Annotated in this window: 12 protein-coding genes and 1 tRNA gene; 5 read left to right on the forward strand and 8 right to left on the reverse strand. The window is 40.1% G+C overall.

All coding sequences use genetic code 11. The features are described 5' to 3' along the window. Nucleotides 1-123: 123 nt before the first annotated feature. A tRNA-Phe gene (locus tag ACM9H2_RS00005) sits at nt 124-197 on the reverse strand. A 257-nt stretch (nt 198-454) separates the two neighbouring features. Continuing rightward, the gene (locus ACM9H2_RS00010; RefSeq protein ID WP_415486919.1) at nt 455-1,714 is read right to left on the reverse strand and encodes an ATP-binding protein; all 1,260 of its coding nucleotides are present in this window, start codon (nt 1,712-1,714) and stop codon (nt 455-457) included. 99 nt (nt 1,715-1,813) lie between these two features. On the opposite strand from ACM9H2_RS00010, the gene ACM9H2_RS00015 reads away from it, so the two are divergent. Together ACM9H2_RS00015 and ACM9H2_RS00020 are read left to right on the forward strand one after the other, a co-directional pair. Then, nucleotides 1,814-2,962 carry a thiolase family protein gene (locus ACM9H2_RS00015; RefSeq protein ID WP_415486921.1) on the forward strand — a complete coding sequence of 383 codons (1,149 nt, stop codon included), beginning with the start codon at nt 1,814-1,816 and terminating at the stop codon, nt 2,960-2,962. A gap of 3 nt (nt 2,963-2,965) precedes the next feature. Beyond that, nucleotides 2,966-4,633 carry an inositol monophosphatase family protein gene (locus tag ACM9H2_RS00020; protein WP_415486923.1) on the forward strand — a complete coding sequence of 556 codons (1,668 nt, stop codon included), beginning with the start codon at nt 2,966-2,968 and terminating at the stop codon, nt 4,631-4,633. Here ACM9H2_RS00020 and ACM9H2_RS00025 read toward each other — a convergent pair. Continuing rightward, the gene (locus tag ACM9H2_RS00025) at nt 4,630-6,489 is read right to left on the reverse strand and encodes a cation:proton antiporter (RefSeq protein WP_415486925.1); all 1,860 of its coding nucleotides are present in this window, start codon (nt 6,487-6,489) and stop codon (nt 4,630-4,632) included. The two genes, ACM9H2_RS00020 and ACM9H2_RS00025, sit on opposite strands and share 4 nt — an antisense overlap. A 43-nt stretch (nt 6,490-6,532) precedes the next feature. After that, nucleotides 6,533-8,440, reverse strand: coding sequence for an AMP-dependent synthetase/ligase (locus ACM9H2_RS00030; protein ID WP_415486927.1), 1,908 nt, complete (start codon nt 8,438-8,440; stop codon nt 6,533-6,535). Between the two features lie 96 nt (nt 8,441-8,536). Between ACM9H2_RS00030 and ACM9H2_RS00035 the strand changes: the two genes are divergently transcribed. Continuing rightward, nucleotides 8,537-9,760: an MFS transporter gene (locus tag ACM9H2_RS00035; RefSeq protein ID WP_415486929.1), complete on the forward strand. Its 1,224-nt coding sequence runs from the start codon at nt 8,537-8,539 to the stop codon at nt 9,758-9,760. A 13-nt stretch (nt 9,761-9,773) separates the two neighbouring features. On the opposite strand, the gene ACM9H2_RS00040 is transcribed toward ACM9H2_RS00035, so the two are convergent. After that, a complete protein-coding gene (locus ACM9H2_RS00040) occupies nt 9,774-10,445 on the reverse strand; it encodes an MBL fold metallo-hydrolase (protein WP_415486931.1) in 672 nt (223 codons plus the stop codon). Between the two features lie 98 nt (nt 10,446-10,543). Here ACM9H2_RS00040 and ACM9H2_RS00045 point away from each other — a divergent pair, with 98 nt between their 5' ends. Both ACM9H2_RS00045 and ACM9H2_RS00050 read left to right on the forward strand, forming a co-directional pair. Then, nucleotides 10,544-10,912 carry a cupin domain-containing protein gene (locus ACM9H2_RS00045; RefSeq protein ID WP_415486933.1) on the forward strand — a complete coding sequence of 123 codons (369 nt, stop codon included), beginning with the start codon at nt 10,544-10,546 and terminating at the stop codon, nt 10,910-10,912. Between the two features lie 53 nt (nt 10,913-10,965). After that, nucleotides 10,966-11,892, forward strand: a complete 927-nt coding sequence (locus ACM9H2_RS00050; RefSeq protein WP_415486935.1) for a PLP-dependent cysteine synthase family protein — start codon at nt 10,966-10,968, stop codon at nt 11,890-11,892. 20 nt (nt 11,893-11,912) lie between these two features. Here ACM9H2_RS00050 and ACM9H2_RS00055 read toward each other — a convergent pair whose 3' ends face one another. Genes ACM9H2_RS00055 through ACM9H2_RS00065 form a run of 3 tightly spaced genes read right to left on the reverse strand, consistent with a single transcriptional unit; the run spans nt 11,913 to nt 13,350 of the window. Beyond that, on the reverse strand, nt 11,913-12,323 hold the full coding sequence (locus ACM9H2_RS00055; RefSeq protein ID WP_415486937.1) for a Zn-ribbon containing protein: 411 nt from the start codon (nt 12,321-12,323) through the stop codon (nt 11,913-11,915). Further along, nucleotides 12,323-12,703 carry a DUF2073 domain-containing protein gene (locus tag ACM9H2_RS00060; RefSeq protein WP_415486939.1) on the reverse strand — a complete coding sequence of 127 codons (381 nt, stop codon included), beginning with the start codon at nt 12,701-12,703 and terminating at the stop codon, nt 12,323-12,325. Before ACM9H2_RS00060 ends, ACM9H2_RS00055 begins: the two co-directional genes overlap by 1 nt. Before the next feature lie 5 nt (nt 12,704-12,708). Continuing rightward, nucleotides 12,709-13,350, reverse strand: a complete 642-nt coding sequence (locus ACM9H2_RS00065) for an Era-like GTP-binding protein (protein WP_415487271.1) — start codon at nt 13,348-13,350, stop codon at nt 12,709-12,711. Nucleotides 13,351-13,676 lie beyond the last annotated feature (326 nt).

Genomic DNA, 13,676 nt, shown 5'->3' on the forward strand with positions numbered 1-13,676 from the left:
CATTCAAGAGCCAGCAGCATTCCTGCCACTCTTTGAAGAACTCTTCTGAGTTCCGAGCGAAACCCGCTCATTTTTTTCTTTCCAAATAAGAGAGTAACAACTATTTTTATTGTTGATTAAAAATGCCGGTTCGCAGATTTGAACTACGGACGGCTCGATCTTCAGTCGAGTGCTCTCCCAGGCTGAGCTAAACCGGCTTAGTGTTGAATGGGTAGAGAGTAAGAAAAAGGATTTCGAACTTTAAAAAGAACCAAGTGAAGAGGGATTATTAAAAGAGTGGCATAATATGAAGGAGGATCATGACAAAACTCCACCAAACCACTCATGTGGACATGGCCCAATCTGTCCGGGGAGAGGAAGATTGCGTAGCCGTATCCAAATGAACTCAGATTGTCTGTAAATATATAGCTAGCTGTTATCGAAAGATTGTTGAGAAATAGAGATATTATAAGAGCTACTCAAGGGGCATGCTTTTAAGGATATCACGTTTTTCGATTGCAGTGACTGCTGCAACTAGGTCTTCTTGGTTTAGAACAGTTCTATCTTCACTCAAGGCTTCTAGTACGGCTTCTCGTAGGACGAGTCGGATATCACTACCAGAAAGTCCCTCTGTCAAATCTGCAAGAGTAGATGGCTCGAAATTTTCGATTGCCATGTATTTTGTTGTGACTTCAAATATTTTCTCTCGCATGTTGATGTCTGGGAGGGGGAAATGGACTATATCGTCGAACCGCCTCCAGGCCGCGGTGTCAAGTTGGTCAGGGTGATTTGTAGCCCCGATAAGAAGGACTTCGTCTCGAACGAGGCTTACTTCGTCTATACTTTTGAGTAATGTATTTACAGCACGTTTCAATGCCGCGTGTTCATCAGATCTTCGGGTTTTTGCGACCGAGTCGAACTCATCGACAAATAGAATGCAAGGAGACAGGCGTTTTGCGACTTCAAATGTTCGATCGATGTTTTTCGAAGTTTCACCTAAGTATTGGCTTGTCATCATGGAGAGTTTTACTTCTACAAAAGGTAAACTAAGAGAATGTGCTAAGGCACGGGCAACAGAAGTTTTTCCAGTCCCAGGAGGGCCTATGAATAATAATTTTCCAACCTCTCTGAGTCCAATTTCGGCCAAATAGTCACGATTTTTTATAGCTAAGCGTATTTTTTCAAGTTCGTCGGTTTGGTTGGTTGTCAATACCAGATCGGGAAGTTTCGTTTCTATTTCTTCTGGTGCCTTTATATCGACTAATTCTAGCATTTCTTGATCATCTTCAGTGAAATATTCAGATAGAAGGCTGTCTATCCAGAAACGGTCTGCTTGGATTGGCCTGTTTGAAGTATTAGAGTCCTCATAGGAAATACCTAGAGAATCATTTTCTTGAAAAATATATGCCAGTGTGGGGTTGGTGAGGATGAGATCGGGTGTGGTATTTTTTAAGAACCATTTTTCTGCGAGATCGAGTTGGGTTAAACACATTTCACCACTAAAATTATCTTTTTCGGTGAACATCAAATCACTAATAGAATCCCACGGAGACTCGACTCCTGTTGCTTTTTTTGCCATATTTTCAGTTACAGAGAGAGGGCGTTTTATTTCACCTTTTTTATCAAATGCTTTCCTGATTTGAGGAGGCAGGTCGTCAGGGGTCAGATTTGATAGTTCAGTGTAGTGTTTCGCTGTTAGTAATAGCTCAACGATGGCGATGGTACTGTCATTCATTCTCCAGGAAGTAGTATTCAAGGGCGCATAAGTACATCGAGATTGATGTAGTAAAAAGGAGAGATGTTTATGTTCAGAGGATCTGTTTAAACTATTGTAATGAGTACCAAAATCAAGCCAGTTATTGTTGCAGCTATGAGGACTCCGCAGGGGAAGAGAAATGGTATGTTTTCAAGTACAAGAGGGGAAAACCTGTCTATCGAGATCATAAATGAGGTTCTCCAAAAAACCGAGGTTGAACCGAAAGAAGTTGATGACCTTGTATGGGGATGTGCATTGCAACGGGGAGAGCAAGATAACAATATAGCTAGAATTATTGGGTTAATGTCTTCATTAGGGGAAAGTGTGCCTGCGACTACAATCAACAGATGGTGTGCGTCTTCTTTGCAAGCTATAATGACAGGTAGTGATACAATTAGTGCGGGACAAAGAGAATGTGTGATTGCAGGTGGGGTGGAACATATGACCCGAGTTCCAATGGATGAAGCTTCTTCATTTGCTAAAATACATCCAGAATTTATGCAAAAATACAATATATTTGAATTGCAGATGGGTATGACTGCAGAAGCTGTCGCGGGAGAATTTAACATTTCGAGAATGGATCAAGATTTGTATTCACTTAGAAGTCATGAAAAGGCAAATTCCGCGACGAAAAGTGGTAAATTTAAAGAAGAAATTGTTCCGATAGAAGTGGAAGGAGAAATAAAAGATGAAGATGAGGGAATTCGAGAAAATACATCTATAGAAAAACTTGAGAAATTGCAGCCAGTATTCAGAGGGGATGGGACGGTTACAGCAGGCAATTCATCTCAAATTTCAGATGGGGCGGCGGTAGTTATGATAACGAGTGATAGTTTTGCAAAAGAGCGGGGATTGGAAGTATTAGCAGCAATAAATAGTCATACTGTTGTGGGAGTAGATCCACGTCTGATGGGGGTGGGTCCCATCCCAGCCACACAAAAGTTATTGTCTCGTGTTGACAAGCAAATTGGAGATATCGATCTAGTTGAATTGAATGAGGCATTTGCATCCCAGTGTTTACACTGCCAACGTGAATTAAAAATACCAGAGGAAAAATTCAATGTGAATGGGGGGGCCATAGCAATTGGGCATCCATTGGGAGCGACTGGTGCTAGATTGCCAGTATCGCTGATTCACGAAATGAATAGAAGAGATGTAAAGAGGGGTTTGGCGACTATGTGTGTGGGGTTGGGACAAGGGGCTGCCATGATATTTGATAGAGATTAGATAATGGAAGGGAATAGACTCATTGCGGTGAAGAAAATAATTGTTGTTTCTAGACAGGGATGTGAGAATCAAGTTGAAAATATAAAACAATGGGCTTCTAAAGAGGGTATTGAGTTTTTGGCAGTTCAAACTGGAGAAAATATTGATGAGAATGGTGGCGAGTGGGAAGGGAGAACTATCGGGATTACTATTGGGGGAGATGGAACATTTCTAGAGGGGGTGAGAATATTTTCACCTAAAAAAATTCCATTTATTGGGGTGGGTTCGGGGACGTTGTCATTTCTAGCTTGCGTGGAGCCGGAAGAAATTTTTGATGCATTAGAAGAAATTTTCCAAGGAAAGTCAAATATTGATGAACTTCAAAGGGTTTCGGTCAGGGTTGATTCTTTTGAAGCAGAGGGTCTTAATGAAGTTGTCATAGGTCACGTCTGGCCAAAAAAACCAACTGAAAGGAAAATCAGCTCAATTGATGTGTTTGTAGGAGAAGAACATATAGGAAAATATGATGGCACAGGCATTGCGGTGACAACTCCCACGGGGTCTACAGGGCTTTCTCTGTCGGCAGGGGGGCCAATACATTATCCTATGTTAAATGAAACGATTCAGTTGACACCGCTGCACACACATAATATAGGAGTTCGCCCGTTAGTTTTTGGGGCAGGGACAGAGCTCAAAATAATACCAGATACTGAAGTTTATGTGTTGGTTGACGGAGGGAGGGTTACAAATTTACTTAAGACCAAAAAAGTGATCACCATTACTGGTTCAAAAATGCCAGCATATCTGATTAAGACATCTCAAAGTAGAGGATTTTTTGATAGGTTGGGAACGAATTTGGGATGGGGAATTAGAAGGGGAGGGGGGGAAATGGACCAAATAAATGGATATAGAGAAAAAACATTTGAAGAGGTTGCTTTAGAACTAGCTAGAAACGCTGCGGTGGGTGCAGGGGACGTTCTTAGAGAATTGCATCGGAAAGAAGAGATAGAGATATTTGAAAAGGCAAAAGAGGAGAAGGTGACAGAGGCAGATTATCTTTCTGAAAATATAATCACATCTTTAATTCGGAGTGAATTTCCAGATCATGATATCATATCGGAGGAAACTGTTTGGGAAGATAATAATTCAAAGTATAGGTGGGTAATAGATCCATTGGATGGGACGGGGAACTTCATACACAAAAATCCCAATTATTCTGTTTCTATCGCTTTGTTGGAAGAAAATGATCCGTTGATTGGGGTCATTTACATTCCAGAAATTGATCAGTTGTATTCTGCCGTGAGAGGGGAGAATGCAATGGTTAATGGAAATGTTATTAAAACGACGAACAGAGAGGAAATTCGAGAAAGTATGTTGATTACAGGTCACGATCCAAAAGGGGAATTGTTATCGAGTTTATACCCAGTGGTAAAGGGGGTGAGGAGATATGGTTCTGCTGCGATCAATCTGGCGTACTTGGCGTGCGGGAGTGCAGATATCGTGTGGGAATGGGATACAAATCCATGGGATGTTGCGGCAGGTATCTTGATGGTTAAGTGTGCAGGAGGGAGGGTTACTAAGAAAAATGGGGAAGAATATATATTAGATTTTAAAATTGACAACGTCAACGAACTGTTGGCTTCTAATGGTCAGCTTCATTCGAATGTTTTAGTGGAAATTAATAAAGACTAGTCGTGGGGGTGGAAAAGTTTTATTGCTGTTTTTACATCTTCTTTTCGTCCGAGAAGTGTGATGTGATCTCCACGTTCTAGGGTAAAGTCCCCATGGGGAATGATATCTTCACTGTCACGTCTGATGAGCGCTATGAGACAGCTAGAAGGTAGAGTAGAAGCAATGGAACTAACTGTTTTTCCGGTGAAGTGGGAAGATGTTAATATTATTTCTTGTACATCACCTGTGCGGCTTAGTTCAGTCATCCATGCGTTTAATGCGGGTCGCTCGATTATATTGTCTATTGCAAGTGCAGTGGCATGGGAAGATGAAACTGCTATTACACCCATATCTTCAAATTGGGGTACGTTATCAGGATTATTAACTCTAGAAAAGATTGTATCAATGCCAAATTCATTTTTGGCCAATTGAGATATCAGAAGGTTTGCTCCATCATCTCCTGTGGCCGCAATGAGTATTTTTGCATTGTTTGCTTTGGCTTTTTCTAGGGTCTTTATACGAGTCCCATCTCCAAGTACTGCGGAAAAGCCACCAGAAGATAGTGATTCGATCTGAGCTTCGTCTTGTTCTATAATCAAAATACTCTCTCCGCGGTCGGATAGGCGGGAAGAAAGGGAACGGCCTACTCTCCCACCTCCAATAATTATTACACGCATAGGTATCACATCTAAATATTCTGCTATATATCTAGAAAAGCCGGCTTCTAATGAAACTGTTGTGAAAATGACTAGAAACACGGTTCCAACGACTACACTTGCTTCACGAATGAGACCCAGGGATTGGAGATGTATAGCGAATAACATAGATATTGATGCGGGAATGATTCCACGGGGGGCCACCGCCATCATAAATATTTTTTCAGCCAGAGTGAATCGATTTCCAGTTATTGAAACATAAACAGATAGAGATCGGACAAAGACCATGATGAAGACCACAACCAATACTCCAGAAATGCCTAGGGAAAATAGAATTTGTAGATCGAGTAACGCTGCCAAGATTATAAAAATAAAAGAAAGAACTAACAAAGTTATATCGCCTTTAAACTCAGAAATTTCACGTTCGTAGGGGATTGAAGAATTTCCGATCATAATCCCCGCAGTGGCTGCTGCGACTATCCCAGATTCAGGAGTGATGTAATTTGAAATTGCAAACGAAGCGATTGCGACCATTAAAACCAATAATCGGGTTAGCTGAGGGGCATTTGAAGGAGGAATGAGAGATAATTTGAGGAAATTCAGTAAAGCAAATGCGGTTAAAATACCAACCAAGAGTCCGACCCCAAATTTAAGAACGAAAATTGGGAGAAGGTCGAAAATGGAACTTGTATTCATCAATATTGCTTCAAAAAAGACAATAGCCAAAATTGCAGCAGTAACATCGTTTATTATCCCTTCTGTTTCTAGGATTGTAGCAACCCGTTGTCGTACAGGTACCACTTTTAAAATTGGCATGATTACAGTTGGGCCAGTGGCGATCAACAGAGAACCAACAAGTAAAGAAACCATCCAGTTTACATTGAGTAAATAATGCACGAGTGCAGCAGTTCCAATTAATGAAACAGCCGCTCCGATCGTTAGAAGTCTTGCCGTCTCGGTGGGAATTTTAAGGAGTTTTTTTATTCGGATGTGGAATGCACCTTCAAAGATAATTATTGCCACAGATATCCCTACGATATCATTTAAAGCATTCCCAAAGGATAGTGGATTGAGGAGGCCAATTCCATAGGGTCCGAGTAGGACGCCGAAAGTTAATAGAAAAACTACACTAGGTATTGAAAATCTAGCCGCGATGAGTTGGGCTACCACTCCTGCAATGATTATAACTGAGAATATGGTAATTAGGTTTGACTCGATCATATTAAATTGGGAAGGTGAAAGTGTGGAAAATTGAAGTCACTATTCAAGAATACATACTTTTAATCTCTTTGGTATATTTATCCAGGATATTTCTCCGTTTCTTTTTGAGGGAGGGAGTTAGTAGATCATTTTCTTCTGTGAATTCCTCAGGAATGATACGGAATTGTTTGATTTGTTCGTGGGGTTCGAAATTTAAATTAAGCTCATCTATAATTTTGGAAAAATGATCGATTGTTTTTTGATGTGTGCATAAATCATTGATATTAAGAGAGGGTTCGTCTGCCCAAGATTCCAAAGCTGCGGCGTTTGGGACCAACAGTGCGCTAATGAATTTCTTTTCATCCCCAATGACGATGCTTTGTTCGACAAATTCATTTTGAGTGAGTGCATCTTCCAGTGGAGTTGGTGCGATGTTTTTCCCAGTTGAAAGGACCAATATTTCCTTGATACGTTCTAAAAATGTCACATACCCGTCGGGTTCTAGTAAAACCATATCTCCCGTTTTGAACCAATCGCCTTCGAAGGATTCTTTTGTTTCTTTGGGTTTATTCCAATATCCAGAAAAAACACTAGGGCCACGAACGAGAAGTTCCCCAACTTCACCTAAAGTTGAAAATTCAGAATCTTTTCCAGAGGTAGGGTCTATTTTAATTTCGAGATTTGATAAAGGAGGACCGACAGATCCTATACGTGGAGCGTCGGGGTGATTAACAGTGATTACAGGAGAAGTTTCAGATAGACCATATCCTTCCAAAACTAAAATACCGGCCCCATGGTATAGTGCGCATAAATCTTTAGAGAGTTTTCCCCCACCGCTTATTAAAAATTGGATATTCCCCCCAAGTGCGCTTTTAACTTTAGAATAGACAAGTCGATTGGCTATGGCATGTTTAATTGATAAAGCAGGGTTTAGATTGGTTGAATGTGCTTTTTGTTTGGCTATTTTAACCGCCCAATTGAAGATTCGTAATTTTGCAGAAGATGCGGATGCTTGGTCCCTCATTGCAACATACATTTTTTCATATACACGGGGGACACTGGATCCTGCGGTTGGGCGGACTTGAAGAAAATCCTCTTTGAGTGTGTCAGGACTTTCGGCATAGGCTATTGTTGCGCCACTTTGGAGCATTAGGAAATGCCCCGCCATTCGTTCCAAGATATGTGACAAAGGTAGGAAAGAGAGAATTCGAGTAGAACTATCAAGAGTGGGGGATCCGGGGTTGCTGCTACGAGGGCCAAACCGTAACTGAGAATAATCAACATTGGATTTTATATTCGAATGAGTCAACATGACTCCTTTTGGGACCCCCGTCGTGCCGGAAGTGTATACCAATGTTGCGAGGTCAGAGGGGGATTGTGCGTCGATCCAAGATTTATATTTAGAATCTTTGAAAGATTTCTTTCCAAGGGAATAGACATCCCCAAGGGTGAGAACTTTTTTGGGGTGTTTTGAAGAAAGAGCGTCGATACTGATGATGAATTTAAGAGATTTTGCGCTTTTTGTTTTTAATACTTTTTTTACTAAATCTTCATTTTCTGCTATGATCCCTATGGATTTTGAATCAGTGAGCAGATAGTCGATCATGGAGGGAGAGGAATTTGGATAAATAGTAACAGGGACCCCTCCTGCAGATAAAATGGATAGGTCTGATTGTGCCCACTCCATCCTAGTATTGGAAAATATTGCGACTTTACTTCCTTTTCTAAGGCCCAAATCACGTAACCCGGTCGCGATGTACTGGACAGTTGAATTTAAAGTGGAGTAGCTTAATGTGGCAAATTCATTGACTTTTGCAGGGGGGAAAGCGATTTTTGATAAACTTCGGTTATAAATACCACCTTTATACATTTGAGCAGGTAGGTCTTTATGTAATTTTGCGCTCTCCGCGAACATTTTTGATAGTGTCAAATCCCCAAGTAGAGTTCCTTGTCCGATGTCTTTCCAACTCATGAAGAAATGTTATGGTTCACGTAGCATGAGTCTTACCCTAGATTTAAAGGTAGGCGGTTTAAATTACACATAGGTTTAACGGTTAATAGCATAATAATGGGAATTTATACAAAAATGGGGAGGGTATTCGGAGGATATCGGGGGAAAATGTTGGTTATTGTTGCGATGGGGTGGGCGATAACACAGACGGGTAGATTCTTACTACCCCCTTTGTTGCCAATCATAATGGAAGAGGTAGAAATATCGGTGTTAATTGCAGGGGTGGTTTTAACAATTATGCAAGTGGTATATGCAATCGCACAGTACCCAAGTGGGAAGTTGTCGGATTGGAGTGGCAGACCAATTATTATAATTCCAGGAATGATTCTGATAGGGTTGAGTTTTTTCATTATTGCAGGGATAACAACTACATTTATGTTGGTGTTTGCAGTGGCATTGTTAGGACTAGGAAGGGCCATGTATAATGTTCCTTCAAGGGCTTTGATTTCAGATTTATATACAGGGAGGAGGGGAAGGGCCATGGGTATATTTACAGCGGGGAGTGATTTGGGAGGCATCTTTGCAGGGATACTTTCAATTATTTTGGCGATGGTATATTTGGTATTGGTAGAAGGCATACCCAATTGGAGAATTGTTATGGGTATTTGTGGGATTGCTAGTTTTGTGTTGGTAGGAACTTTCGTGGGGATAAATCGAGAAAAGTATAAATGGGATTGGAGAATTGCAAAAAAGGTGAAATCGTCGGTGAAAGATGATGTGAGGTATATAGTAGGTGAGAGAGATCAAAGGGAAACTATCTTGGCTTTTGCTTTGTTTATTTTCGTTGCCACTGCGATGGTGAATTTTCTTCCATTATATTTGATAGAAGGGAAAGATTTTGAGATAGAGATTGCGGGATCTATTTTTGGTTGGTTTTTTTTATTAGGGATGGTGGTTAAACCGATAATAGGGGCGTTATCAGACCGTGCCCCCAGGTATTTAATTTCAATAGGAGGGTTATTTGTAAGTGCAGGGGGGGTCGGTTTGTTAATCATTGTGGACTCAGTGGTAGGAGTAATGATTGCCATTGCCATTTTTGCAATAGGATATAAAGGACAATTTCCAGTTATTGATGCTATTTTGATGGATTCGGCGCCGGAAAGCTCGACGGGGAGTCACATAGGTGCGGCGAGGAGTATATTCTTCACATTAGGGGGGTTGGGCGCGGCGTACATGGGATTTGCAATACAAAATTATAGTTATACAGTGGGAATGGCAGGGTTGGGAGTGGGTTTATTACTTGCAGCTTTGTTATTAATTCGAAACTATCAGAATTCGTAGATATGAGAAGGAATTATTTGGGGAAAATGGGAGTTCCAATCTGATAAGAGGACGTGGGTTTTCCAGGGAAGTTGACGTATCGGTCTAATTTATCATAAGCATCCTCCAATACATTTGAACCATGGAAAAGGAGTGCTGAATTGAAATTATATTGTAGTATTTTCTCCAAAGTTTCTTCTGCTTGGTTTAAATTTACAGTATGGACAGCGGGTGGGAGGTGGAATTGGCCAGCTGGAAGCCCCCGTTGATCGGCTCCAGAGATTGCATCTCCGGGTATGAGGATTTTGGCTTTTTCATCTATTAAACCATAATTATCATTTTTATGACCGGGGAGATATATCGTCTGGAACCTACCAATCTGTTCCCCTTCTTGGTACCGGTAGTCGGGGGTGTGTTCGGAGGGGAAATCGGACTCCACAGGGACCCAAGTTTCTACATCATAAGTGTCGACTAACGCGTCGAAAGCGCCTACGTGGTCTCCATCCCCATGGGTGATGATTAACCTACCAGGTGTTAGGCCAGATTCTTCAATTCCTTTGAGCAATGCCTCGATAGTATCTCTTCGGGCACAATCAACTAAAGTTGGGACATCGTCATCGAATAGATATGCACGGTATCGGTTGTTTCCTTCAGCGACTAGACAGGTTATGTCATAAACACCTGGAAAAATTTCTTCAACAGACATACTATAGATATTAATGTCGAAGATAATGATAGTTATCCTTTAAATTAAATTTTTAAAAAATGTGTTTGTTTTAAGTTGATCGGGGGAATATTGCAAATATGGAAAAATATAAAATAGCGTCTATTGAGGAGATGGAGAAGGTAAAATCGAAATTTACTGAGGTTTTTAATTCAGGTTTGACAGAGGTATTGGAATTAAAAACTATGAGGGGGAAATTTTGGTTTGTCCCACCAGGAGAAGAGATAGTTTTCCACAAACATGGCGTCCAAGAAGAAATATATTATCAGATAAAAGGACCAGGTAAGATATTATTTGGAGAGAATAGAGAAGAGGTAGTTGAAGTGCCAGAGGGATCCATAGTTAGTGTCCCTCCAGAAACGTGGAGGCAAGTGATAAACGACACAGAAGAAGAACATATTTGGCTTATAATAGGTTCGCCCCCAATAGATAAAGATGGAATTCATTGATCAAATTTAGTGAGTGTGTAAAATTCTCTAAATTTTTTCTTTTATAATTAATTATGAATCAAAAAAATCTGTTAAATGTTATTGGGAATACCCCAATAATCAAACTGAATAAAATAGTTCCAGTAGATGCTGCGGAGGTTTGGGTTAAACTAGAGGGGTTGAATCCAACAGGATCTTATAAAGATCGACTTGCCATGTCAATTTTACAAAATGCACTCGAACGGGGGGATGTCCAAACAGGGCAGAGGGTAGTGGAATATACCGGAGGGAGTACAGGAACTTCATTAGCATTTGTTTCTGCAATTCTTGGTTTGGAATTTACCGCAGTATTTTCTAATGCTTTTGCAAAAGCAAAACAACAATCAATGGAAGCTTTTGGAGCGGAGGTAGTTGTGATAAACAGTCCAGGGGGTAAAATTACACCAGAATTAATTCAAAAAATGAAAAACAAAGCGTATGAGTTGGCCGAACAGCCAAATACTTTTTATGCGGATCAATTTAATTCTCCAGATATTAAAAACGGATATGAATCACTGGGAGTGGAAATAGCCAGTCAACTAGAAAATAAAGCAGATGTATTGTGTGCTGCCGTGGGGACAGGTGGTGCATTGATGGGAACATATTCGGGCATGGTTAGTTCGGGTATGGATCCGAAGTTAATTGCTTTAGAACCATTACAATCTCCTTTGTTAACCACAGGAGAGGGGGGGGCGCATAGGGTAGAGGGTATTGGGCTTGGATTTGAACCTCCATTTTTAGATAAAGAAAAAGTAGATGAGATGCGGGCAATAGATGAAGAAGACGCATTTGAGATGTGTAGATTATTAGCTAAAGAAGAAGGTATCCTGGGAGGAGGTTCTACTGGGTTAAATGTTTGTGCAGCAATTGAAATAGCTAAAGAAATTGGACCGGGTAAAAGGGTTGTAACTTTAAATTGTGATAATGGATTGAAATATCTGGGTGGGTATATTTATTCGTGAGGGGTATGGGAATAAAATAATTAGATATACCCAGGGACTTGGATCACATAATGCCCATCTTCTTGAATTGCAATAATACATTCATCTCGGTTGTATAGCTCCATTAAATTGAGTTCGTACTGGCCCGGTTCAAGAATTTTAATACTTTCAAATTGAGTACTCAACTCAACTTGGAGTTTTTCTATATATTCAGGGGAGGGGGGAGAAGGAGTAGGAGGTTCGTAATGATAATTTAAATTTAAATTTTGAGGAGAAGAAGGGGGAGAGTGGTCTGGGGGAGCTTCAATGATTGATGATTTATGGAAAAGTTCGGGGTCGGCCCCAATGGGAATGAATTGAAATTTCTTCCCCCCACAAACAGTGCAGCCAGCTAGCATTTTTTTGGAGCCATCAGAAAATAATTCCCCACAACTAGTACATTGGTGTGGCATTAGCTTTGAGATATGAAAGTTGTTATCAACTTTTCATCTTTATGAAGTGTTTCGATTCGGTTTGCAGGCCCGATGACAGTTAATTTGGAAGGTGTTCTTCTTCCCATTAACTTATTGATAAATGCAGACCCACTAGGGGTGGTGGGGAGGTGTGTTTCAATCTCAATTCCGGTGAATCCATCAGGATTAATTTCAGACATAGTTACCTCAATAAGTTTGGATTCTTCATCAGGTGAGAGGCCGGTTTCTAGTATAACAATTTTATCACTCCGAACACCATCTAAAATCATTCTAATTTTTTCCATCGTGGTTAGTTCATCCATTTTTTGGCTGCTAATTAGATCAATTTGTATTCCAGTTTTTTGTTTTAATTTTTGCATAGTTATCACCCGAAATAATCTGCTATTTTATCATACACTTCATCCATATTTTCCCCTTCTAATGCAGATAGTGGTACGGTTTTGTGTTGGGGAAAGGATTGTTCAATTAAAGTTGGATCTGACTTCTTCAGATCAATCTTATTAGCAAAAATTAGAACGGGTAGTTTCCTACTTTCTATAATGCCAATCAACATTGTGTTGACTTGAGTGAATGGATCTTGTGTGGAATCTAACACATAAATTACCCCATCAATATCTTCACGCAACCAATGCATAGCTTCTGCAACTCCTTCGGTGGCTTCGCGGGAACGGCGTATCGCGTCTTTCTTAGACATTCCAAAATCAAGAAATTCACGATAATCAATTTTGGTGGTCACACCGGGAGTGTCTACGATATCGATAGTGACAATTTTACCATTCCGTTCGATTTCTATATTCTCTTTTCTTCGAGCCCTACGGGTCTCGTGGGGAATTTTACTTTCTGCCCCAACAATATCACCAGTCCAGTCTCGTACTATACGATTTGCGAGTGTTGTTTTTCCTGCGTTTGGTGGACCATATATCCCAATACGTTTTGGTTTGGACCCAGAAAAAAGTTTATCCGTCGCTCGCGAAATGCTATCTCTAAGTTGTTTTAGTAAACCCATCATTTACATTGCCTCACAGATGAAACCAAATTATACTATATTTGGCATCTTCTCATCTATAACATAAATGCTATGTCTAATCACTTAAACTTATGTCAGACATATGTCAGCCACATACGTTGTGCACAACGGTACCCCTTCATTTCCGGTGGAATCAATTTTTTTGAAGTTTTTGTTGAGAATGGGAATAAATATATTTTATTTCATCTTTTTTTCGTTTGATTTTAAATGTTATTTTCATGTTTTTTTCGGTGAAATTTTTATCTTTTATAGAGATGAATCGTAATAAATATTTTCTTTTTAAAAATATAGATATAAAAAATAAT

The sequence above is a fragment of the Candidatus Hikarchaeum yamanae genome (genome assembly GCF_009889665.1).
GTDB classification, from domain to species: Archaea; Halobacteriota; Halobacteria; order Halobacteriales; family Hikarchaeaceae; genus Hikarchaeum; species Hikarchaeum yamanae.

Bases quoted from the DNA above. Each gene is read 5' to 3' on its own strand.
- ACM9H2_RS00010 (WP_415486919.1), bottom strand. From the start codon at position 1,714: ATGAATGACAGTACCATCGCCATCGTTGAGCTATTACTAACAGCGAAA.
- ACM9H2_RS00015 (WP_415486921.1), top strand. From the start codon at position 1,814: ATGAGTACCAAAATCAAGCCAGTTATTGTTGCAGCTATGAGGACTCCG.
- ACM9H2_RS00020 (WP_415486923.1), top strand. From the start codon at position 2,966: ATGGAAGGGAATAGACTCATTGCGGTGAAGAAAATAATTGTTGTTTCT.
- ACM9H2_RS00025 (WP_415486925.1), bottom strand. From the start codon at position 6,489: ATGATCGAGTCAAACCTAATTACCATATTCTCAGTTATAATCATTGCA.
- ACM9H2_RS00030 (WP_415486927.1), bottom strand. From the start codon at position 8,440: ATGAGTTGGAAAGACATCGGACAAGGAACTCTACTTGGGGATTTGACA.
- ACM9H2_RS00035 (WP_415486929.1), top strand. From the start codon at position 8,537: ATGGGAATTTATACAAAAATGGGGAGGGTATTCGGAGGATATCGGGGG.
- ACM9H2_RS00040 (WP_415486931.1), bottom strand. From the start codon at position 10,445: ATGTCTGTTGAAGAAATTTTTCCAGGTGTTTATGACATAACCTGTCTA.
- ACM9H2_RS00045 (WP_415486933.1), top strand. From the start codon at position 10,544: ATGGAAAAATATAAAATAGCGTCTATTGAGGAGATGGAGAAGGTAAAA.
- ACM9H2_RS00050 (WP_415486935.1), top strand. From the start codon at position 10,966: ATGAATCAAAAAAATCTGTTAAATGTTATTGGGAATACCCCAATAATC.
- ACM9H2_RS00055 (WP_415486937.1), bottom strand. From the start codon at position 12,323: ATGCCACACCAATGTACTAGTTGTGGGGAATTATTTTCTGATGGCTCC.
- ACM9H2_RS00060 (WP_415486939.1), bottom strand. From the start codon at position 12,703: ATGCAAAAATTAAAACAAAAAACTGGAATACAAATTGATCTAATTAGC.
- ACM9H2_RS00065 (WP_415487271.1), bottom strand. From the start codon at position 13,350: ATGGGTTTACTAAAACAACTTAGAGATAGCATTTCGCGAGCGACGGAT.